16 protein-coding genes and 2 tRNA genes are annotated in these 20938 nt (G+C 61.1%); 9 read left to right on the forward strand and 9 right to left on the reverse strand.

Annotation, left to right across the window (positions count from 1 at the left end; all coding sequences use genetic code 11):
• Window positions 1-81: 81 nt before the first annotated feature.
• Window positions 82-1767, reverse strand: coding sequence for an ABC transporter substrate-binding protein (locus NOM67_RS10055; RefSeq protein WP_041208961.1), 1686 nt, complete (start codon window positions 1765-1767; stop codon window positions 82-84).
• Between the two features lie 415 nt (window positions 1768-2182).
• Window positions 2183-5620: an ATP-binding protein gene (locus tag NOM67_RS10060; RefSeq protein ID WP_255936573.1), complete on the reverse strand. Its 3438-nt coding sequence runs from the start codon at window positions 5618-5620 to the stop codon at window positions 2183-2185.
• 249 nt (window positions 5621-5869) lie between these two features.
• Between NOM67_RS10060 and NOM67_RS10065 the strand changes: the two genes are divergently transcribed.
• Both NOM67_RS10065 and NOM67_RS10070 read left to right on the forward strand, forming a co-directional pair.
• Window positions 5870-5945 (forward strand) — tRNA-Gly (locus NOM67_RS10065).
• Window positions 5946-6002: 57 nt separating this feature from the next.
• Window positions 6003-6076 (forward strand) — tRNA-Cys (locus NOM67_RS10070).
• A 43-nt stretch (window positions 6077-6119) separates the two neighbouring features.
• Here NOM67_RS10070 and NOM67_RS10075 read toward each other — a convergent pair.
• A complete protein-coding gene (locus tag NOM67_RS10075; RefSeq protein WP_042029394.1) occupies window positions 6120-6413 on the reverse strand; it encodes a hypothetical protein in 294 nt (97 codons plus the stop codon).
• 211 nt (window positions 6414-6624) lie between these two features.
• Here NOM67_RS10075 and NOM67_RS10080 point away from each other — a divergent pair, with 211 nt between their 5' ends.
• The 5 genes from NOM67_RS10080 to NOM67_RS10105 all read left to right on the forward strand — a co-directional run bounded on the left by NOM67_RS10080 (window position 6625) and on the right by NOM67_RS10105 (window position 11119).
• The gene (locus tag NOM67_RS10080; protein WP_005334863.1) at window positions 6625-6825 is read left to right on the forward strand and encodes a YbfA family protein; all 201 of its coding nucleotides are present in this window, start codon (window positions 6625-6627) and stop codon (window positions 6823-6825) included.
• Window positions 6826-7009: 184 nt separating this feature from the next.
• Entirely contained in the window at window positions 7010-7477 is a 468-nt protein-coding gene (locus NOM67_RS10085; protein WP_255936577.1) for a GNAT family N-acetyltransferase, read from the forward strand.
• A 170-nt stretch (window positions 7478-7647) separates the two neighbouring features.
• Complete coding sequence (locus NOM67_RS21705) at window positions 7648-8943, forward strand: PAS domain-containing methyl-accepting chemotaxis protein (RefSeq protein WP_305121656.1); 1296 nt, start codon at window positions 7648-7650, stop codon at window positions 8941-8943.
• Between the two features lie 160 nt (window positions 8944-9103).
• Complete coding sequence (locus tag NOM67_RS10100; RefSeq protein WP_041208956.1) at window positions 9104-9658, forward strand: DUF3332 domain-containing protein; 555 nt, start codon at window positions 9104-9106, stop codon at window positions 9656-9658.
• A gap of 87 nt (window positions 9659-9745) precedes the next feature.
• A complete protein-coding gene (locus NOM67_RS10105) occupies window positions 9746-11119 on the forward strand; it encodes an HD-GYP domain-containing protein (protein ID WP_255936579.1) in 1374 nt (457 codons plus the stop codon).
• 77 nt (window positions 11120-11196) lie between these two features.
• Here the strand turns inward: NOM67_RS10105 and NOM67_RS10110 are convergent, their stop codons facing one another.
• The 6 genes from NOM67_RS10110 to NOM67_RS10135 all read right to left on the reverse strand — a co-directional run bounded on the left by NOM67_RS10110 (window position 11197) and on the right by NOM67_RS10135 (window position 16985).
• Window positions 11197-12255 (reverse strand): FUSC family protein, encoded by a 1059-nt coding sequence (locus tag NOM67_RS10110; RefSeq protein ID WP_219276712.1) that lies wholly within the window; start codon window positions 12253-12255, stop codon window positions 11197-11199.
• Between the two features lie 60 nt (window positions 12256-12315).
• On the reverse strand, window positions 12316-14061 hold the full coding sequence (locus NOM67_RS10115; RefSeq protein WP_255936584.1) for a bifunctional molybdopterin-guanine dinucleotide biosynthesis adaptor protein MobB/molybdopterin molybdotransferase MoeA: 1746 nt from the start codon (window positions 14059-14061) through the stop codon (window positions 12316-12318).
• Complete coding sequence (mobA, locus tag NOM67_RS10120) at window positions 14058-14693, reverse strand: molybdenum cofactor guanylyltransferase MobA (RefSeq protein WP_255936586.1); 636 nt, start codon at window positions 14691-14693, stop codon at window positions 14058-14060. The genes NOM67_RS10115 and mobA overlap by 4 nt, the downstream gene beginning before the upstream one ends.
• Window positions 14665-15360, reverse strand: a complete 696-nt coding sequence (locus NOM67_RS10125) for an energy-coupling factor ABC transporter ATP-binding protein (RefSeq protein ID WP_040065392.1) — start codon at window positions 15358-15360, stop codon at window positions 14665-14667. The genes mobA and NOM67_RS10125 overlap by 29 nt, the downstream gene beginning before the upstream one ends.
• A 28-nt stretch (window positions 15361-15388) precedes the next feature.
• Window positions 15389-16090 carry an ABC transporter permease gene (locus NOM67_RS10130; RefSeq protein ID WP_104014170.1) on the reverse strand — a complete coding sequence of 234 codons (702 nt, stop codon included), beginning with the start codon at window positions 16088-16090 and terminating at the stop codon, window positions 15389-15391.
• Window positions 16091-16154: 64 nt separating this feature from the next.
• Entirely contained in the window at window positions 16155-16985 is an 831-nt protein-coding gene (locus NOM67_RS10135; RefSeq protein WP_043851349.1) for a substrate-binding domain-containing protein, read from the reverse strand.
• Between the two features lie 251 nt (window positions 16986-17236).
• On the opposite strand from NOM67_RS10135, the gene NOM67_RS10140 reads away from it, so the two are divergent.
• Both NOM67_RS10140 and NOM67_RS10145 read left to right on the forward strand, forming a co-directional pair.
• Complete coding sequence (locus NOM67_RS10140; RefSeq protein ID WP_043851350.1) at window positions 17237-18592, forward strand: sigma-54 dependent transcriptional regulator; 1356 nt, start codon at window positions 17237-17239, stop codon at window positions 18590-18592.
• Between the two features lie 26 nt (window positions 18593-18618).
• On the forward strand, window positions 18619-20733 hold the full coding sequence (locus tag NOM67_RS10145; RefSeq protein WP_255937210.1) for a HAMP domain-containing sensor histidine kinase: 2115 nt from the start codon (window positions 18619-18621) through the stop codon (window positions 20731-20733).
• Window positions 20734-20938 lie beyond the last annotated feature (205 nt).

Genomic DNA, 20938 nt, shown 5'->3' on the forward strand with positions numbered 1-20938 from the left:
ATGGCTACCCCAACCCCGGCAGATGCGGGCAGAGGGGGGGATCAACGGGGAAGATGGCCCCCCGCAGGGGGCCGGGATTGTTTAGCTGTTTGGCTTGAGTGCCAGGATGTGCAGCAGACGCTCGGGGGTGTCCGGGTGGAGCTGCGGCTTGGCAACCGGGTTGTCAGCGCTGAACCAGCCATGGAAACGCTTGGTGCTGTACTCATACCAGGTCGGGTTGTTGAAGACCGGGATGATGGTCTGGTTGGCACCGACCCGCTCCTGAATCGCAAACATGATGTCCTTCTGCTTGGCTGCATCGGCGGTCTGGGTGAAGTCGTCGATCAGTTTGTCCAGCTCGGGATCCTTGTAGCGGGGAGCCGCAAAGCGGTTGCCACGCTCACCCATGTTGCGGGAGTGGAAGGCGGTCTCGAAGTACTTGTGCGGGTTGGCACCGGCAAAGTAGCCCTGCAGCGCCACATCAAAGTCGCCAGTGATGAGGTTCTCGGTCCAGACGGTCGCTTCCGGGGTGGCGGTCTTGGCATTCAGACCCAGTGCCTGCAGCCCTTCCACGCCAATCTGTACTGTGTTGACCCAGTCGGTCCAGCCGTTTGGCACCAGTACCTTGAACTCGATCTTTTTGCAGCTCGGGGTGTCGAGGAACTTGTCGCCGTCACAATCCTTGTAGCCAGCCTGTTTCAACAGGGCCTTGGCGCCTTCCAGATCGTACTTGTTGAACTTGCCGTATTTCTTGTCCACATCCGGGTTGTTCCAGGAGGCGAACGCCTTGCCAAGCCCTGACGGGTATTCGTTGACGGTCGGGTAGCCGTAGCCCGCGATATCCACCATGGACTGGCGATCCATCGCCATGGAGAAGGCGCGGCGGAAGTTGACGTCGTTGAAGGCTTCGTGGTTGCCCGGGTTTTTGGTCTGGAAGTTGACGTTGAACGCCACGGTACCGGAGGCCGGGAACCAGTACTTGTTGTTCTTCGGATCGTTACCGACGTAGAGACGTTCGATATCCGGTACGAAAGAGCCGAACCAGTCGATGTCGCCCTTCATCACAGCAGCCAGCACCTGATCGTTGGTGGCCATCTGCGGCATGCGGATACAGTCGATGGAGAGGTTGGCGTTATCCCAGTAGTGCGGGTTGCGGCACTGGGTGTAGAGCTGGGCGGAGAAGTTCTCCACTTCGGTGAAGGGGCCGGTACCGACCGGTTTGTCGTTGGTAAAGGCAACCGGGTCTTTCACCGACTTCCACTGATGCTCCGGTACGATGGGCACCAGTACCAGATCGTTCACCACGTTGGTGTTGACCTCGGTCAGGTCGAACTTGACCTTGTTCGGGGCCAGCTTCTCGACGCTCTTGATCTGGGTCCAGATCGAGCGCTCATCCAGTGCCTTGTTGGCTTTGACCAGATTGAAGGAGAACAGGATGTCATCAGCGGTAAAGGGCTGACCATCTGACCACTTCACGCCGTCACGCAGATCGAAGGTGACGGATTTCAGGTCTTTGCTGAACTCGTAGTTGGTGGCCAGACGATAGACGGGTTTACCACCCTGCATATCGTTGAAGATCACCAGCGGTTCATAGATGAAGTGACGGGTAGTGTGCAGCAAGCCTGCTTGCAGGAAGGGGTTGAAGTTCTTGACCCAGGCGGTTTCCTGCTGTGCAACCATGGTCAGCACAGTCTTGTTTTCGGCAGCCATGGCATTGCCGGCAGCACCGGCAAGCATCATGGTTCCCAGCATTACAGCGGTAGAGATTTTGGATACTTTGGCAAGCATATGTTTTCCTTTCTTATTTTTTTGGCATTCCCGAGGGTTCGCCTTGTTTGTGTGAGCACCGGTTTCGCATGCTGATGAGACCGGCCCTCGTTGTTGGTTGGGTGTCTGCACCCTTGTCGTTTTGTTTTCCAACGTCCTTAGCAAAACAGAGTTAACAGGAAAACAACAACTGTTGATTTCGTTGTTTTCGTAAAAATCCCGAGTCTTACGTCAATTTCGTCAAAATGGGTTTTTATCTGTTGTAAATCATATCGTTAAGTTACTTCTCTCTGCGCTAAAAGTCGCCTTGAAAACAACGTGCATGACAAATATGTGACGTGGATCGGCTCGGATTTGAGGGGGGATATCGGGCTTTGTTTTGCTGGAAAAAGAAACCGGTTTGCCAAGTGTGAGCCAGCGCGCATCCTGCGCCGGCTCACACCTTGCGGTTGGCAAGCTGACGCAGGGTCTGGGCACTCTGTTGCAACTGCTGGCGCTGTTGCTCGTTGAGCGGGCAGTGGCCCAGCACATACTCGGTGGTGGCAACGACCGTCTTCCAGCGCGGCGATTTGGGCAGGGTGTCCAGATTGAGGTACTTGTCGAGGGTGCGGGTCTGCGGGCTGGATCTGTCCATATAGACGCGCCACAGCTTGCTCTTCTCCGCCAGCACGATTTTGCCCTTGCCGGTGCCCTGCTGCCAGGCATCCAGGGTGAGCTGCATGGTCTCCACCAAGGCGCGGCGCAGGGGCTCGTCATCCTGCTGGCGAATGAGGTTGTCGGCCAGCGAGCGGAATTCGCCGCCCAGTCGGCTCAGCTCGCCCAGCAGCTGCTCATCTTCGATGATGGCTTGCCGGGAGAGGTTTTTGAGGGCGTTCTCCAGCGCCACGATACGGCTCTCATCCTGGCGCTGTTCAGTGGTAAAGGTAAGGGCAAAGGCCGCTTGCCCCCCGAGGGTGATGGGCAGGGCGCGGGCATTGAGTTCATCTTTCTGGCCTGCCACCAGAAATTCCACAATATGCTCCCGCTGGCCAGCCAGATCGGGCCACTGCTCTTTCAGCGGCTCGGCCAGCCACTCGTCGATAGTTTGTCCCTCCATGTTTTCCGGCTCCTGACCCAGCAAGCGAGCCAGTACCCGGGAGGCGAACAGCACTGTGCCCTGCTCGTCGATAAAGAGCATGGGGTCGGCCCCTTCGCCGAGCAGGGCCAGCAGGCGCATCTGATCCTGATGGAGTCGCTCTTGCAGGGTGAGGCGGTGCTCTATCTCCTGTTTGAGCAAGCGATTCTCAACCAGAGAGGCTCGCCCCGCCTTGGCCTCCAGCAAGGCTTTGACCCGGGCGAACAACTCCTCTTTGCAGAAGGGTTTGACCAGATAGTCGTTGGCGCCGGAGTTGAATCCCTCCTCGATATCCTTGGGCTGGTTGAGGGCGGTGAGCAGCAGCACCGGCAGCTTCTCTTTGGGATGATGCTCCCGGAGCCGGCGGCAGACATCGAAGCCGGAGAGGGTCGGCATCATCACATCGAGCAGGATGAGATCCACCGCCTCCTGGGTGAGCTTGGCCAACGCATCGTGGCCATCGCTGCTGGGCAGAATGCGATAGCCGCAGGGCTGCAAGAGGTGACGCAGGATGTGCAGATTGATGGGCTCGTCATCCACCACCAGGATGAGGGGGGCCCCTTCGGGCGGCGGAGGCAGATCCTCGCTCTCCCAGTCGGGCAGGATGAGCGGCTGCTGGCGCACCAGTTGCAGCTCTATCTGACGGCTGCCCTGAGTCAGCGGGGCGCTCTTGCCGGTCGCGAGCGGCAGGGTGAAGGCAAAGGTGGAGCCGACGCTCGGCTCGCTCTGCACGCTTAGCTCGCCACCCATCAAGTGCACCAGCTGCCGAGTGATGGAGAGGCCAAGGCCGGCTCCCTGCTTGCTTACCTCCGGGCTCATCTGCACCAGCGGTTCGAAGATATGCTCCAGATGCTCGGGGGAGATGCCAATGCCGGTATCGGTCACCTTGATGCGCAGGAAGTTGCCCTCCACCATGGCGCTCAGCACTACCTTGCCCTGCGGCGTGTACTTGATGGCGTTGCCGACCAGATTGTAGAGCACCTGTTCGAGGCGCTGTTCGTCGGCCAGCACGGGGGGCAGCTCGGCCGGGCTTATATCCACCAGAGTAAGCGGTTTGGCCTGCACCAGATGCTGACAGAGGTCGAGCACCAGCCGGATGACCCCCTTGGAGGAGACGGGCTGAGGGTGGATCTCCAGCTGGCCGTAGCGCATCTGGTGGTAGTCGAGCAGATCGTCCACCAGACGGGCCAGACCGTCGGCGCTCTTGATGATGAGGCCAAGCTGTTTCTGCTGTCCTTCAGTCAAATCTTGCTGGCTGGCGAGCATCGACTCGGCCATCCCCTTGATGCCGTGGATAGGCGTGCGCAGCTCATGGGAGGTATTGGCCAGCAGTTCATCCTTGAGCTTGTCAGCCTGCTGCAGGCTGAGGTTCTGCTTGTGGGTCAGCTTGACCTGCTGCTGCAGCTCTATGGTCTGCTGCTCGATGAGTTCGATCTTCTCCTTCACCGAGCGCTGCATATGGCGAAACGCCTGCGCCAGCCGGTCGATGTCATCGCCGGTGCGCTCGATGGCGATGGGGTGATCCAGCGCGCCATCGGCAACCTGCTCGGCCGCTTCGGTCAGGGAGCGCAGCGGCGCCGTGATGGAGTGGGAGAGCCAGCGGGAGAAGAGGATCAGCAGCAGCAGGGAGCCAGCCCCCAGCACGATGACCAGCGTCTCCAGCTGGCGGATCGGGGCATAGGCCTCGCGGGTGGAGATCTCGGCGATAAAGGCCCACTCGGTATCGAATACCTTCACCTGGGTGTAGGCGGCGAGTACATCGTCATCCTGATAGGAGCGAAACAGCCCGACCCCTTGCTCGCCAGAGAGGGTCTTGGTGACGAGAGGGGTCTGCAGCAGGCGGAAATTCTGGCTGAAACTGTTCTCGACGCTGTACTCCGGCGCCAGCCAGGCATCGGCCCGCATCCGTTTGTCGGGGCCGATGAGAATGGTCTCGCCGGTTTTTCCGAGCCCCTCCCGCTCCGCCATGATCTGGTTGAGCTTGTCTGGCAGCAGCTCGAAGATGACCACCCCGCGCACATAGTCGTACTGCATCACGGGGGCGGCCATGTAGGCGACCACCTGACCGGTCAGCTCGTTGCGGCCAAAGTCGGTGAATTCGAAGATCTGTTGTGGTTTCTGGCCGCCATCGAGGCGCCGCTTGATCTTGGCGAAGGTCTGACCGAGGCCACTGCCCTGATAAGGGCCGGAGAGCAGGTTGGTGGCAAAGTTGGGGTGTTTGGTGACCGAATAGACCACATCACCGTTGAGGTCGACCAGAAAGATGTCGCTGTAGTTGGATTTGCGCACCATGTCGGCATAGCCGCGATGAAAGCGCTGATGCACCCGGCCATACATCTCGTCAGCCAGAATGAGGGCACTGATGGAGGGTTCGATTTCGACCTCGGGATCCGGCTTTTGCAGCTGATCCCAGGAGCCCGGCACATAGCGGGCCTGTGCCCGGGCACGGGCCTCTTGCGGCGTGGTGCCCAGTTTTTCAAAGGCACCGGCAAAACCGTAGAAGCGACCGATACTGTTGCCCGCAAAGTCCTGCTGGGAGAAGTTGGTGATCTGCTCCTTGAGGTTGTTGAAGTAATCCTCAAGCTGGCTCTTTTTGATGTTGCGAACGGAGACCAGATGGTTGGAAGTCTGGGTGGTAAGGTCTTTACCGTGGCTGTAGAGGAAGAAGAGGGTGACGACCAGGAATGGCACCATTCCCAACATGAAAAAAGCCAGCATTAGTTGCGGCCTGAGTCCACGAAGCCTGAAGATCCATTTCATCTTGTGAATTTCAATTGAGAATCCGGTTATTAAGCGGCTCAAGTTTCGAACTAAAGCGTAATCATTTCAACGACTTTATCCCAAATTCGCTTGGTTGGTCACAGCTGGGCGGCTGATTTTGCAGCAACCCGTCTAAAGGGTGAGCAAACGATCCGGTTGCGGCGCTTAAATGCGAAAAAAGGGTTGTGCTGTCGCTCGGGGTACGTATAATGCGCCTCGTTGTCAGGCAACTGGCACGAAAGCAGTAATGCGGGAATAGCTCAGTTGGTAGAGCACGACCTTGCCAAGGTCGGGGTCGCGAGTTCGAGTCTCGTTTCCCGCTCCAATTTTCCATCGCACCAACGATGGATATCACTTTCAAGACAATCAGTCTTGTCAGCATGGCGCGTTAGCAAAGCGGTTATGCAGCGGATTGCAAATCCGTTTAGTCCGGTTCGACTCCGGAACGTGCCTCCATCTCTCTTCTTCCGTTTCAAGAAATCATCTCAAACCGAATTTATCAGTAGCTCTGTTGCAGCATCAGCCGTTCGCAGCCCGCTTCTCGCCACTGTCGCTCAAGATAGTGATTCACTTCGTCCACGTTTTGGCCCCGGTTCTGAAACTGGCTTTCTGCACTGTATTGGGTGAGATCCGCCATCTGTTGTTTCAGTGTGCCGCACTGCCACAGACTCACGGTGGTTGGTCCTTGTCGGGCAAGCACAATGGCATCCCCCTGATTGAGCTGCCACTCATCGATTTGCGCCTTGGTCAAGGCGAGCATCAGCACCAGCAGAGCAACTTCTGAAAGCTTCATACGCATCTCCATACGGCACGTTTCCGCACTCATAACTGTGGCAGAGCGCACGGTTTTCGCAAATGTGTTAATTGTTGGTTAATGACGTTGCTCAATTTCACTTATCCCGCTAATTTGCCGTTTTTATGAAAAAATATGGCTGAGGATGTAGTAATCCTACAGATAGTGGAGTAATCTTTGCTCAGTGGTCGTACCAGTAAGGAGTTGCATCATGTTTCATCCCTTTTCTCTGACTCAGATTATTCTTCGTCGCATTTATGTATTGCTGGTGGGCATTCTGGCGTTTCCAGTGATGCTGTTTCGTAGTGATCGCGCCCGCTTTTATAGCTATCTGCACCGCATCTGGAACAAGACCAGTACCAAACCGGTCTGGCTCAAGATGAGCGAACGTGGCGAGCGGATCTTCTACTAAGACCCTCTTCGATAAAAAAGACAGCTTCGGCTGTCTTTTTTTATGTGTTTAAAAACAGATGGTTAATGCTCAGTTCTGTTACTATCGCTGGTGCAAAAAGGGGGATGTCACAATGTGGCAGCAGCTGCACTTTTCCCCCTGTTGGTTGCTCATTTTATGGATCCCGATGACGCAAGGAGCTGCGATGCTGATCCGTCAGGCCACCGAGGCCGATATTCCGATGCTGGTTGCCATGCGAATGGCGCTCTTCTGTGAAGTGGGGGAGTTATCACACCCCACAGCCGACCCCGCCCTGATACAGGCAACCGAACGTTATTTTACCAACGCATTTTTGAGCGGATCTGCTTTATCTTGGCTTGCCGAGGTCGATAAACAGGTTGTCGCGGCAGGTACTCTGGCGATGTTCGTACGGCCACCCTATCCCGGCAATCTGGCGGGAAGAGAGGCCTATCTGCTCAACATGTATACCTTGCCCGATTATCGCAAGCAGGGTACAGCCAGTGCACTGCTCGATGTCATGGCGGCAGAGGCCATAGCTCGCGGGTTTGGCAAGGTATGGCTCCATGCCAGCGAGGCTGGCCGGCCTATCTATGAGCGGATCGGTTTTGTCGCCAATCCGGCTTATATGGAGTGGCAACCAACTGCCCCGTGAGCCGTGACATGTCAGCCATCAGCCCGTCGTGTGATGGGTGACAATAAATAGCTTGTCAAAAGGGAGTCTGATGGCCCAGCCAGCTATGCTGAGGGTACACGCCGTCATTATCTTGTTGATCCACCATGTGGTTTGGCCATGGCGGGTGCCTGTCTGGAGGATATGTTTCGATGTTCAATAACAAATTGAAAGCCGAGTTGCAGCAGTGTCAGGAGCAGCTTCTGGAGCAACAGGGATTTTACGATGCAGTGCATGGCAGCGTCGCGACCATCACTTTCAGCCCTGATGGCACCGTGCTGGCCGCCAACGATCTCTTTCTCAACGTGGTGGGATTCAGCGCATCCGAGGTCGTGGGCCAGCATCACAGGATCTTTTGCGACAAGCAGTATGCCCAGAGCAGCGCCTACCAGCAGTTTTGGGCCGACCTGAAACAGGGGCGTTCCCGTACCGGGGTCTTTCAGCGCTTTAATCGCCGTGGTGAGCCAATCTGGCTGGAGGCCACCTACTTCCCGGTCAAATTGCGCGGCGTAGTGACCAAGGTGATCAAGATTGCCGCCGACATCACCGAGCATCATCTGCAGCTGCTGAGCCAGCAGGCGGTGGTAAAGGCCCTTGATCGTTCTTTGGCCGTCATCGAATTCACGCCGACTGGAGAAGTGCTCACTGCCAACGCCAACTTCCTTAACACCATGGGCTACACCCTGGCTCAGGTGCAGGGCAAGCACCACCGCATCTTCTGCGATGACCACTTCTATCAGGAAAATCCCCACTTCTGGGAAGAGCTTGGGCGCGGCCAGTTCAAATCCGGCCTCTTCTGCCGTTTCAACAGCCACGGCAGCAAGGTGTGGCTGGAGGCAACCTACAACCCGATCGTGGATGACAACCGCCGGGTGGTGAAGGTGATCAAGTTTGCCAGCGACATCACGGAGCGGATCAACAAGAGCGATGCGGTGCGTGAGGCGGCCATGCTGGCTCACGACGCGGCGCGGGAGACCCTGAGCTGCGCCGAACGCGGGGCTGGGCTGCTCGCCTCGGTGGTCGATACCTCCAGCCTGATTGCCAGCCAGCTGACCCACAGCATCGGCCTTATCAATCAGCTGAACGAGCAGTCGCGCAGCATAGAGGCGATTGTCTCCACCATCAGCAGCATTGCCGACCAGACCAACCTGCTCGCCCTCAACGCGGCCATCGAAGCGGCCCGGGCCGGGGATCAGGGGCGTGGCTTTGCAGTGGTGGCTGACGAGGTTCGCCAGCTGGCGGCACGCACCTCGCTCTCTACCGACGAGATTGCCAAGGTGGTGCAGAACAACCGTGAACTGACCGCCAAGGTGACTGCCGAGATGTCTGATGTGGCGGGCAGTGCCGAGCTGGGCAAGCAGCAGGTTGGCGAGGTCAACGAGGTGATGAGCGAGATCCGCCGCGAGGCAAACAATGTCTCCGCCACGGTTTCGGGTCTGGCCATGTGACTCATCCGATCACAATCAAACCGGGGCACTGATGCACTTCTGACCAGTCAGTGTCCCAATCTGAACTCTTCCTGTATCACCCCGCCATTGTGAATTGTCCCCATCCCCTCTCTTGCTTAGGCTTGCCGCCTCATTCATAACCGAGCAGGAAAAGAACAAGATGGTACGACAACAGAAGGGGCGGGCGGCCGCGTTGCTGATGATGGTTGCGAGCATGGGGCTGAGTGGCTGCATGGGGCAGATGGGGCTATCCGGCATGGTGACCAAGGGCAATCTGAGCGTAGTGGATAACCGCTACGGCCGGGCTGGCGTCTTTATGCTGCTCTCCCCGATTTATGGTCTGGCGGCGACTGCCGACCTGTTCGTCTTCAATACCATCGAATTCTGGACTGGCAAGAATCCCATCACCGGCAAGTCACCGGCTGTGGTGGATATGAAAGTCGACCCGGTGATCAAGGTGAACCAGCACCTCGACCCCTCTCTTCACAAAGTGCCGCTGGCCATGCTGCCGCAAGGGGTGCGTGAGGTGGAGATCAGCTATCCCGACGAGCATACCGCCCAGATGGAGGTGCACTATCTGGATGGTCGCAGCAGCATGATGCGTGGCGAGAAGCGCGGCGAGCTGATGGATATCTACTTCGACGGTCGCTTCGTCTCTACCCTGAGCCGTGCTGAGCTGGAAGAGCGGGTGAATCAGGGCAAGGCTGCTGCCTAAATTCAACTGGATCCAGATCTATCCGGCACCAGATGGGGTATACATAAGCAGCTGGCAAAATCGCCATGATGTCTGAGGGAGTAGACTATGACGGTGAATGGATTGCGATTGGCGGAGTTGATTGGTTCCCTCAGTCATGCGCTCGACATGACCGAGGGGCAACCAAGAGGACATTGCATTCGCTGCTGCTGGATAGGTTCCCGTCTGGGGGAGCGGCTGGGACTGGATGCCCGGCTGCGCCATGATCTCTACTACACGCTCCTGCTCAAGGATCTTGGGTGCAGCAGCAATGCTGCCCGCATCTGCGAGCTCTATCTCACCGACGATCTTCACTTCAAACGCGATTTCAAACTGGTGGATGGCTCCCTCTCCGAGGTAGTCAACTTCGTGCTGGGCCATACCGGCTTGCAGGCGGATCTGCTGGGACGTTTTCGCAGCCTGTTTCATATCTTTCGCAACGGCGACCAGATTGCCAACGAACTGATCCAGACCCGCTGTCATCGGGGGGCGGATATCGCTCGCCAACTCCGTTTCAGTGATGATGTAGCCAATGGAATCCTCTCCCTTGATGAACACTGGAATGGCAAAGGTCGCCCCCTGCAACTGGCAGGGGAGGCGATCCCGCTCTTCTCCCGTATTGCCCTGCTCTGCCAGGTGGTGGATGTGTTTCATGCGGCCGCCGGCCCGGATGCAGCGCTCAAGGAGCTGCGCGAGCGCAGCGGCAGCTGGTTTGATCCGGCGCTGGTTCGCGAATTTGAAGCACTGGCGGACGATGCTTTCTGGCAAGGACTGGCCGATCCCCGACTGACCGAGTGGGTGCTGGTCCACCCGGCCGGACAGGGCGAAGTAGCGCTGGATGAGGATTATCTGGACGAAATCGCGGCGGCCTTCGGGCAGGTGGTGGACTCCAAAAGTCCCTACACCGCGGGTCATAGCGGCAGGGTTGCGCTCTATACCGACATTCTTGCCACCCAGATGGGGTTGTCCGAACAGCGCCGACGCTGGCTCAAGCGGGGCGCCCTGCTCCATGATGTGGGCAAGCTCGGGGTGAGCAACGCCATTCTCGACAAGCCGGGCAAGCTCGATGCGCAGGAGTGGGCGGCGGTGCAGATGCATGCCGCCTATACCGAGGAGATCCTGAGCCGCATCGGCGCCTTCGAGGAGCTGGCACAAGTAGCGGGCGCCCACCATGAGCGACTCGATGGCAAAGGCTACCCCAAGGGCTTGAAGGGGGACGAGATTACCCTTGAGACGCGCATCATCACCACGGCAGATATCTTCGATGCCATCACCGCCAAGCGCCCTTACCGCGGTGCTATCCCTGTACCGCAGGCGCTGGAGATGATGGCGGAGAATCTGGGCTCCGCCATCGATCCCGACTGCTTTGCCGCCCTGCAGGCGGGTATTCAGGATTTCTCCCTCTACCTCACCCCCGAACAGCCGCTGGCCAATGCCAGTTAAGGTTTATAGCCATGACAGCCCAAGCGGCCAGTCAGATAGCAAAACGCCCCGCAGCTGCGGGGCGTTTTTTATGGCGCTCAGGCTGGCTGTTTGCGATGAGGCACGGTGAGGATCAGCCCCAGCAGGCGGCGAAGGTGGGTGAGCTGCTCGGTCAGCTGCACGTTGAGCCAGAGATAGCCGATGATGGCCGTCTCCGTATTGGCGGGCAGGTTGACCCGGGTTGCCAGCTCGTGCAGACGGGTGATGGCGGCCTCGGCGCCGCGCCCGTCGCCGGTTTGCAGCATCCGGGCAAGCTGGTTTATCGCCTCTTCGGTCGCCTGATGGCACTCGTGCAGCTCGCGGGTGCTCTGCATCAGGAAGTGGCTCTCCCGATCGTTCCAGTAGGTGTTGGCCAGCATCTCTAGGGTGCAGAGGGTATTGCGCATGGTGACCTGCACCGCATCAAACAGGGCGATGCTGTGGCGGGTCTCCTTGGCGGCCGGTGCCAGCAGGGCCCGCAGTTTGCCGGTCTGGGCCAGCAGCTGGGAGAGATTGTGTTTGAGCTGCGGCCGCTCCAGCACGTTGGGGGAGAGGTGGGTGTGATAGAGCCGCCCCGACTGCTGCAAGATCTGGTGCAGCTGCAGCCGCCAGTGACTGTAAGCCCGTTGGGGATAGATGCTGCAAAAGAGCAGTGCCAGCAGGGAGCCCAGCACCACGTCGCCGCTACGCCAGAGGGCGGTATGGATATCCCCCGGCTGGGCTCCCATGGTGACGCCGAGGGTGATGCCGATCAGCAGTCCCACATAGGGGCGCTTGCCGAGCGCCAGATAGCCACACAGGAACATGATGCAGCCGCACCAGATCAGGGTGAGCGGCAGGGAGTAGATCTCGAGATAGAGCGCCACTATCCCGCAGCTGGCGCCGAAGATGGTGCCCACCACCCGTTGCAGGGCACGGGAGAGCACATTGCCCCAAAACGAGATGGGGCCCATCACCACCACCAGCGTGATCAGCGGCCAGGTGCTCTCCGGCAGTTGCAGCTGGCGGGTGAGCAGAAAGGTGAGCATAAAGGCGAGCGCAATGCGCAGGCCATGGACGATGCGATAGTGGCCGTAGACCAGCAGATCGAGCCGGGATAAGGGGGCATCAAGACGCACAGTGAGCCTCGTGTAAAGTGACCTGGGGCGCATTGCATCCGGCCTGCGCCCCGTCGGGATTCAGGCCAATCGTCCTTGCAGGGGGTGGATCCAGACCCGCTCGCCAACGGCGATGCCGCTCTGAGCGGGGACGATTTCAATAAGACAGTTGGCATCGGCCATGGAGCTCAGGATGCCGGAGCCCTGTGGCCCCGTGGTGCGCACCCGCAGCTGGCCGTTGCCATCCTGATGGAAGATGCCGCGCAGGAACTCGGTGCGACCCGGGCGGCTCTTCATCTTCTGGTCTGCCAGTGCCGACAGGCGCAGCGGCTGCCACAGCTTGCCCTGCAGGCGGGCGATGGCGGGCTCGACAAATTGCAGGAAGCAGACCATGGCGGCCACCGGATTGCCGGGCAGGCCGAAGAAGGGGGTCTGCCCCAGCTGGCCAAAGGCGAGCGGGCGGCCCGGTCGCATCTGGATGCGCCAGAAATCGATCTGGCCAAGCTCTGCCAGCACCAGCTTGATAAAGTCGGCGTTGCCCACCGAGACCCCGCCGGAGCTCAGCACCAGATCGGCGCTGGAGGCAGCCTGCTCCAGCTGCTGGCGCAGGATGGTCTTGTCATCTGGGATGATATCAAGGTCCATCACCTCGCAACCGGCGGCGCGAATAAGGGCCATCAGGGTGAAGCGGTTGCTGTCGAAGATATGGCCGGGGGCGAGCAGTTCGCCCGGTGCCTGCACCTCGTCGCCGGTGCTGAACAGTGCCACTTTCAGCGGCGTGCGTACCGGCAGGCTGCCCAGCCCGAGCGATGCCGCCAGCCCCAGCTGGGGTGCTGCGAGTCGGGTACCGGCCGGGATGGCGACCGCACCTTTGGCCAGATCTTCACCGGCCTGACGCACGTTCTGCCCTGCGCGAACGGGGACGGTGACCGTGACCCACTCACCCTCAATACGGGTCTCTTCCCGCATCACCACGGTATCGACCCCGGGGGGGAGCGGGGCGCCGGTCATGATCTGCACCGCCTGACCGGCCAGCACCGGCTCATGGCGCTGCTGGCCCGCCAGCACTTCCCCCACCAGTTGCCAGCGACCGGCGGCGAGATCGTCGCTGCGCAGGCCAATCCCGTCCATCGCCGAGTTGGCGTGGGGTGGCACATTGATGGGGCTGATCAGATCGGTCGCCAGCACGGCGCCGTGGCACTCGGCCAGCGGTTTGTCGCTGCAGGCGGTGCTTGGGGTGAGGGCCGCCAGAATGGCGTTGCGGGCCGCTTCGACCGACAAAAAACCGCTGCCAGCCTCCTGCTCGCGAGTCTGGCAGCCGTCAAGCCAGCTACAGACGAAGTCGGCGATAGCCTCAAGGTTGTTGATATCGAGCTGCGGCAGGGTGGTCTCTGCCGGCTGATCGCTGGCCAGCGCTATGATGTCCCGGTCTTCGGGGAAGAGCAGCGGCTTGCCAATCTCGGCGCGGTGCAGCTCGATTTTCGGGAAGTGTTCGTGCTTGAACCCCTCTACCAGCAGCAGGTCGAGCTCTGTCTGATCGAAGCTTGCCAGCAGCTGGCGAAAATCGGCTTCGGCCAGCTCGGTTTCAATGATGCGGGCATGGCGACGGCGGGAGGCCACCATCATCTGCCGGGCTCCCGCCTTGCGCAGGCGGTAGCTGTCCTTGCCCGGCTGGTCGATATCAAAGTCGTGATGGGCGTGCTTGAGCACCCCGATGCGCAGGCCGCGCCCTGTCAGCAGCGGGATGAGCTGCTCGAGCAGGGTGGTTTTGCCGGTACCGCTCCAGGCGGCGAAGCCGAGCAGGGGAAGAGTGGGGGCCGGGGTCATGAGGTGGCTCCTTGTCCGGTGGCGTCTTGCAGGCGCGCCTCGTAGGCGGCCAGCTCGTCCGGGCTGTTGAGATTGATGAAAGCATCCGGCTGATCGGCAAAACTCACCACCGCCATGTTGTGGCGGGCAAACCAGATATCGATTTTGCGCTCCCCCCCGGCCAGTGCGGCGCTGAGGGAGGGGAGCAGGGATGTGTGCAGCAGAGCCACCACGGGTTGCAGCCAGTCGCCATCGTGGGCAACTACCAGCTCGGTATCCGGGGTCAGGGCGGCGCGAAAGCGGCTCATCAGATCCGGGGGGAGGGCGGGGCCATCACAGGGGACGAACAGCACCCAGTCGTGGCGGGCGGCGGCAAGGCCAGCCTGCATGCCCGCCAGCGGGCCGAGGTAGTCGCGATTGTCATCGCTGATGACGGGAGCCAGCGCCTGATAGCGGTCGTGGCTGCGATTGGCATTGATGAGGATCTCGTCCACCTGGGGGCGCAGCCGCTCCAGTACATGGACGATCAGCGGGCGTCCTGCCAGCTCCACCCATCCCTTGTCTTCGCCCCCCATCCGGGTGGCGCGGCCGCCGGCGAGGATCACTGCCGACACGGGAAAAGGGCTAGAGGGGGATTCGCTTCTTGAAGTCATGTCGCTCGATGATTTTTAAAGGGGTCGTCTCTTGCAGCTGGCCACGGGCGAGCGTCCATTGCCGCTCGCACAGGTCGGTCAGGGCGTTGTGCTGGTGACTGATCACCACCAGGCCGCTGCCATGTTCCCGCAGATCTTGCGCCAATGCGGCCATCAGGGCAACCGAATGTGCATCCAGATTGGCGGTGGGCTCGTCCATCAGCAGAAAAGCGGGTTGCAGTGCCCAGGCTCGGGCCATGGCCAGCCGTTGCCGTTCGCCACCCGAGAGAATGCTGATGTGCTCCCGAGCCAGCCCCTCCAGCTCGACCCGGCGCAGCGCCTCGAACACCCGCACCTCGCTGCCAAGCTGTTTGTCCAGCGCCCAGGCGACATTGTCGTGCACCGTGCGATCAAACAGATAGGGGGTCTGGTGCAGATAGGTGACCCGGCCCGGCCCCAGATCCCGTTTGAGCAGGCGGTTGAGCCGCCGTTGCCAGCGCCCTGGCAGGTTGGTGTAGCCGCGGGTCGGGGGGAGCAGCCCCGCCAGGATCTTGAGCAAGGTGGTCTTGCCCACCCCGTTGGCCCCGTGCAGCCAGATGGTGTCTCCCGCCGCGATGGAGAGGCGCTCAATCTCGAACAGCTGACGATCGCCAAAGCGCATCGTCAGCTGGTGGGCGGTCAGAGCCATGGGGTACTCCTGTGGGTTGCGGGCATGATCAATTCTTCAGATAGCTCTGGCCGCGACAGGCGGTGAGCAGCAAGTTGAGCAGCAAGGCGAGGGTGAGCAGCACAATGCCGAGGGCCACCCCCTGAGTGAAGGCCCCTTTCTGGGTCTCCAGCGCGATGGCGGTGGGGATGTTGCGGGTAAAGTGCAGGATGTTGCCCCCCACCATCATGGAGCAACCCACCTCGGTGACGATGCGGCTGAAGGCGCCGATCACCGCCGCCAGCAGGCCAAAGCGGCACTCGTGCATCAACCCGAGCAGCGCCTTGGGCCAGGAGACGCCCAGGGTCAGGGCGGTCTCCCAGGCGCGCCGGTCACTCTGGACAAAGGCGGCGTGAGCCATGGTGGCGATGACCGGAAAGGCGATCAGCATCTGCCCCACCACCATCGCCTGCTGGGTAAAGAGCAGCTTCCAGTCACCAAAAGGGCCGGCCCGCGACAGCAGCATGTAGAGCAAAAGACCGATCACCACGGTCGGCACCGACTGCAGGGTGTTGATGCAGGAGAGCCAGAGCCAGCGGCCGGGCAGCGGCAGGTAGGCCAGCGCAAAGCCCAGCAGCAGTGCCGGCAGCAGCACCAGCAGCAGGGCGATGCCGGAGACGGAGAAGGAGACCCCCACCACCTGCCACAGCTCGGTATCGCCGTTGAACAGCAGGGCGAGGGCCGCCAGGGTCGTGTCGAGCAGCGTCATCAGGCGCCTCCCCCGTCAGCATGCAGGGGGAGGGCCAGCTGCGCCGCCATGTCGGTCGGTGCGGGCATTACTTGGTGTTGGCGTCGGCCACGAACAGCGCCTGACCAGCCACCTTGAAGTCGCCGATCAGCTTCTGGCCATGCTCGGAGACCAGCCAGTTCTTCAGGGTGCGTGCCCCTTCGGTGTTGAGATCCGGGTAGCGCTTGGGGTTGACCAGGATCACCTGATAGGGGTTGAACAGGCGCTTGTCACCCTCCAGCAGCACGGCGAGATCCAGCTTGCTCTGGTAGGCGAGCCAGGTGCCGCGGTCGGTCAGGGTGTAGGCTCCGAGCTCGGAGGCCATGGTCAGGGTCGGGCCCATTCCCTGGCCGATGGATTTGTAACCGGCAAACTCGGGTTTGACGTCGGCTGCCTGCCACAGGGTCTTCTCCTTGATGTGGGTACCGGACTCGTCACCGCGGGAGATAAAGGTCTGGCCCTTATCCTTGATGGCTTGCAGCGCTTTGGCCGCGTCGTGCAGCTTGGCCAGACCCGCCGGGTCTTTGGCCGGGCCGACGATGACGAAGTCGTTGTACATCAGGTGCACCGGCTCGATGCCAAAGCCCGCGTCGACGAACTTCTTCTCGGCAGAGGGGGCGTGGGTCATCACCAGATCCGCGTCGCCATTCTCGCCCATCTTCAGGCTCTGGCCGGTACCGGCCGCCATCACCTGCACCGGATAGCCGGTCTCCTTGGTGAACTGGGGCAGCAGCCAGCCCAGCAGACCGGACTGTTCGGTACTGGTGGTGGTGGCGAGGCGGATTGGCGCCTTGGTAGTGTCAGCATGGGCCGCACCGGCGATCAGCAGGCTGGCGGCGAGAGAGAGGGCAAAACGTTTGAGGTTGGTTTTTATCGTCATCGTGATGCAACTTTCAGGGGCGGTGAGAGAGGAAACAGCCAAGCAAGCGGGGTGCCAAACTGTTTCATACCACTGTGATTAGCTCTTTACCCTTTAAAAACAGATGGTTAATTGCGGCAATTAGGTGAGCCGGTTATCGCTTTTAATAATTGGGGTTGGTGATTTTGATACGGGAAGGACAAAATGTCCCACTAAAGTTCCGGTTATCGGGACATTCTCCGACCTTACCTGTATTCGAGGTACTTTTTTTCATGACAGTCTCTTCCGGCCACTGGTCTGCCCTCTCCCTGCTCATCGTTGATGATGAGCCCGGCATGCGCAGTTTTCTGGCCAAGGCGCTGGCCAGGCGCTTCGCCCAGATAGAGACCGCCGCCAGCGTGGAGGAGGCGGAAGCCCTGCGCTGCCGCCTCCATTTTGATCTCATCATCGCCGACATCCGGCTGCCGGGACGCTCCGGCATCGAGTGGCACGAGGCCATCGAACCCGGCACCCGCCGCAGCGACATCATCTTCATGACCGGTTTTGGCGACATGGAGACCGCCCTCAAAGCGCTGCGTCTGGGGGCCAGCGACTTTATTCTCAAACCATTCAATCTCGATCAGATGGTGCAGGCGGTGGACAGGGTCATCGAGCGCCGCCAGATGGAGCGGGAGAACCTGCTGCTGCGCCGGGAGGTGAGCAAGCTCTTCCCGCCGACCCTGATTGGTGACAGCGCCAAGACCAGCGAGCTCAAGACGCTCATCGCCAGAGTGGCGCCCTCCAACGCCGCCGTGCTGGTGGAGGGGGAGTCCGGCACCGGCAAGGAGCTGGTGGCCCGCGCCCTGCACCAGCTCTCCGGGCGGGTCGGGGCCTTCGTGCCCCTCAACTGCGCCTCCATCGCGCCGGAGCTTTTGGAAAGCGAGCTGTTTGGCCATGTGCAGGGGGCCTTTACCGGCGCCCGCAAGGGGCGTGACGGCCTGTTTCGGGTCGCCCATCAGGGCACGCTCTTTTTGGACGAGATCGGCGAGATGCCGCTCGCCATGCAGGCCTCGTTGCTGCGGGCGCTGGAGCAGAAGGCCATTCGCCCGGTTGGCGCCGAGCGCGAGCTGGCGGTGGATGTGCGCATCGTCGCCGCCACCAACCGCAATCTCAAAGCCGAGGTGGAGGCGGGTCGCTTTCGCGAGGATCTCTTCTATCGTCTCAACGTGGTGGCGCTGCCGGTCGCCCCGCTGCGCGAGCGGATCGACGACATCCCCGCGCTGGTGCACCACTTTACCCGCCAGCTCACCGCCGAGATGGGGATGGGCTCCTTGAGCTGGACCCACGAGGATGTGGTGGCGATGCAGGCTTACCCCTGGCCCGGCAACGTGCGCGAGCTGCGCAACCTTATCGAGCGCTGCCTGCTGCTCGGCAAGCCCCCCGCCGACTACTGGCAGAGCAGCCAGCCGGCGCCGCAAAGCGATGGCGGCGACGGTTATCCGCTGGAGTGGCCGCTGGCCGAGGTGGAGAAGGCCCACATCCTGCAAGTGGTGGCGAATCACGATGGCAACAAGTCGGCTGCCTCCCGGGTGCTCGGGGTGGCGCGCAAGACGCTGGATCGCAAGTTCAAGGAGTGGGCCATCGAATGAGGTCTGCCGATGCCAAGGGAGTGGCGATGAAAAAGAGCCTGTTGTCACGCTGTATCCGAATTCTGTTGCCGCGCTGCGTGCGCACCAAGGTGCGCTGGCGCCTGCTGCTGCTCACCTCCATGCCCATCATGCTGAGTCTGGCGGGCATGGTGGCGCTCACCCTCTACTGGACGCTCACCTACAGCTGGCAGAACCTGCTCACCACGGTCAGAAGTGATCTGGCCGGCGCCCACCACGCGGTGAGCGTGCAGCAGACACGCCAGAGCGAGCACCTCGAGCACCTGCGCGATGCCTGGGCCTTTCAGCTGCGGCTGCGGGAATCGCCCGATCAGCTGCAGGATTGGGTGATGCCGCTGGCATCCAACTACGGCCTCGATTTTCTGCGTCTGCGCCGCGGCGCCGAGCTGGACACCCTGACGGCGCAGGAGCTGACGGCCCTGCGTGCCGGGCACAGCGTCAGCCACTTCGTGGTCTGGTCGCAGCAGGAGATGCGCGCCCTCTCGCCGCTGTTGGCCAAGCGGGCCGTGCTGTGGCAACGGGATGGCACCAAAGTGGTGGAGAACCGGGGGCTGATCAGCCTCTCGCTGACGCCGGTGATGGCCCGCGACGGCTCCCTCTGGGCGGTGCTGGAGGGGGGCGAGCTGATTAACGGCAGCACCCGGCTGGTGGACGAGATCAAGGGGCAGGTGTTTGCCAAGAACACATTGCCGGATGGCAGCGTCGGCACTGTTACCCTGTTTCTCGACGATCTGCGGGTGAGCACCAACGTCCCGATCAGCAGCAGCCATCAGGTGGGCCGGGCGGTGGGCACCCGGGTCTCGCCACCGGTGCGCGAGCAGGTGCTGAAGCGGGGCGAGCTCTGGATTGACCGCGCCTTCGTCCATGACGCCTGGTATGTCTCGGGCTACGAGCCGCTTTTGGGCGCCAAAGGCGAGCGGATCGGCATGCTCTACGTCGGTTTCCTCGAGTGGCCCATCATTCGCACCTACCTCACCAATCTGGTGGAGCTCGGCTCCGGCGTGGTGGTATTGCTGCTTATCTCGGGTCTGCTGGTCTATCGCAGTGCACGGGATCTCTTCACCCCCATCGAGCGGATGCACAAGGTGGTGCGGCAGGTGCAGGCGGGGCAGTCGGCCCGCATCGGCGAGCTGGCCCTCGACCCCGACCACGAGCTGGCCCAGCTTGGCCGCCAGTTCGACGCCATGCTGGACCGGCAGGAGGCGCACCAGCAGCAGATGGCCCGCAGCGCCGACGAGCTGGAGCAGAAGGTGGCCGAGCGCACCCAAAGCCTCAAGCAGAAAACCGCCGAGCTGGAGGAGCATATCCAGATGCTGACCGAGGCGCGCCAGCAGCTGCTCATCAGCGAGAAGCTGGCGGCCCTTGGCGAGCTCTGTGCCGGGGTGGCCCACGAGATCAATAACCCCCTGGCGGTGATCCTCGGCAACGTGGAGCTGATGAAGCTGGAGCTGGGGGAGGCGGCCGAGCCGGTCAGCGAGGAGCTGGCGCTGGTGCTGACCCAGATCGAGCGCATTCGCGCCATCACCCGCAGCCTGCTGCAATACTCCCGCCCCGGCGACTACGAGACGGCGCCGGTGTGGCAGCACCTCAACCCCATCATCGAGGAGAGCCTGACTCTGGTGCGTTCCGCCCTGCGCCAGCAGCAGGTGGCGCTGGTGGCCGATCTCAAGGCCCAGCAACCCATCGAGGCGGATCGTCAGCAGCTGCTGCAGGTGCTGATCAACCTCTTGGTCAACGCCAGCCACGCACTGGGTGAGCAGGGGGAGATCCGGGTCGAGAGCTGCGACTGGTTCGATGAGGCGGGCGTGTTGCAGGGGGCGCTGGTGCGGGTCATCGACAACGGCAGCGGCATCGAGGCTGCCATCATGGACAAGATCTTCGACCCCTTCTTCACCACCCGCGCCACCGGCACCGGGCTGGGGCTGGCGTTGAGTCACCGCATCATCAGCCGCTGGGGCGGCGAGCTCTTGGTGGACTCCACCCCGGGGCAGGGGAGCTGCTTTACCGTGCGGCTGCGCAGCCATGCCCTGCTGCCAAGCGGCGGCGAGCCGGCCCAGCTCGAAGGGTGGCGCATCGCCCTCAATGCCGAGGGGGTTGATTCCGGCGGCGAGTGGGGTCAGTAACCCTTCACCTTCGCGCAACGGCAAAGATCCCCAAGCAAGCCTTGGGGATTTTTTTATGGCGGCTCTGGCTACTTTGGCGGATCGGAGGAGGCTGCTGCGGGGTTGGCTAGGACGACCTTGATAGCCTCTCTGGAGCAAAACTAGCGGTATAAATTAAATTTATGGGTTTTGCCAAAATGACCCGATTTTAACTTATACCGATCGC

The organism is Aeromonas sp. SG16, from assembly GCF_024436135.1.
In the GTDB taxonomy this organism is placed as follows: domain Bacteria; phylum Pseudomonadota; class Gammaproteobacteria; order Enterobacterales; family Aeromonadaceae; genus Aeromonas; species Aeromonas jandaei.

What these genes read in the sequence shown, in the direction of transcription:
- NOM67_RS21705 (WP_305121656.1), top strand. Translation starts at nt 7,648, where the DNA reads ATGTTCAATAACAAATTGAAAGCCGAGTTGCAGCAGTGTCAGGAGCAG.
- NOM67_RS10055 (WP_041208961.1), bottom strand. Translation starts at nt 1,767, where the DNA reads ATGCTTGCCAAAGTATCCAAAATCTCTACCGCTGTAATGCTGGGAACC.
- NOM67_RS10080 (WP_005334863.1), top strand. Translation starts at nt 6,625, where the DNA reads ATGTTTCATCCCTTTTCTCTGACTCAGATTATTCTTCGTCGCATTTAT.
- NOM67_RS10085 (WP_255936577.1), top strand. Translation starts at nt 7,010, where the DNA reads ATGCTGATCCGTCAGGCCACCGAGGCCGATATTCCGATGCTGGTTGCC.
- NOM67_RS10105 (WP_255936579.1), top strand. Translation starts at nt 9,746, where the DNA reads ATGACGGTGAATGGATTGCGATTGGCGGAGTTGATTGGTTCCCTCAGT.
- mobA (WP_255936586.1), bottom strand. Translation starts at nt 14,693, where the DNA reads ATGACTTCAAGAAGCGAATCCCCCTCTAGCCCTTTTCCCGTGTCGGCA.
- NOM67_RS10060 (WP_255936573.1), bottom strand. Translation starts at nt 5,620, where the DNA reads ATGAAATGGATCTTCAGGCTTCGTGGACTCAGGCCGCAACTAATGCTG.
- NOM67_RS10145 (WP_255937210.1), top strand. Translation starts at nt 18,619, where the DNA reads ATGAAAAAGAGCCTGTTGTCACGCTGTATCCGAATTCTGTTGCCGCGC.
- NOM67_RS10075 (WP_042029394.1), bottom strand. Translation starts at nt 6,413, where the DNA reads ATGAAGCTTTCAGAAGTTGCTCTGCTGGTGCTGATGCTCGCCTTGACC.
- NOM67_RS10100 (WP_041208956.1), top strand. Translation starts at nt 9,104, where the DNA reads ATGGTACGACAACAGAAGGGGCGGGCGGCCGCGTTGCTGATGATGGTT.
- NOM67_RS10125 (WP_040065392.1), bottom strand. Translation starts at nt 15,360, where the DNA reads ATGGCTCTGACCGCCCACCAGCTGACGATGCGCTTTGGCGATCGTCAG.
- NOM67_RS10115 (WP_255936584.1), bottom strand. Translation starts at nt 14,061, where the DNA reads ATGACCCCGGCCCCCACTCTTCCCCTGCTCGGCTTCGCCGCCTGGAGC.
- NOM67_RS10135 (WP_043851349.1), bottom strand. Translation starts at nt 16,985, where the DNA reads ATGACGATAAAAACCAACCTCAAACGTTTTGCCCTCTCTCTCGCCGCC.
- NOM67_RS10140 (WP_043851350.1), top strand. Translation starts at nt 17,237, where the DNA reads ATGACAGTCTCTTCCGGCCACTGGTCTGCCCTCTCCCTGCTCATCGTT.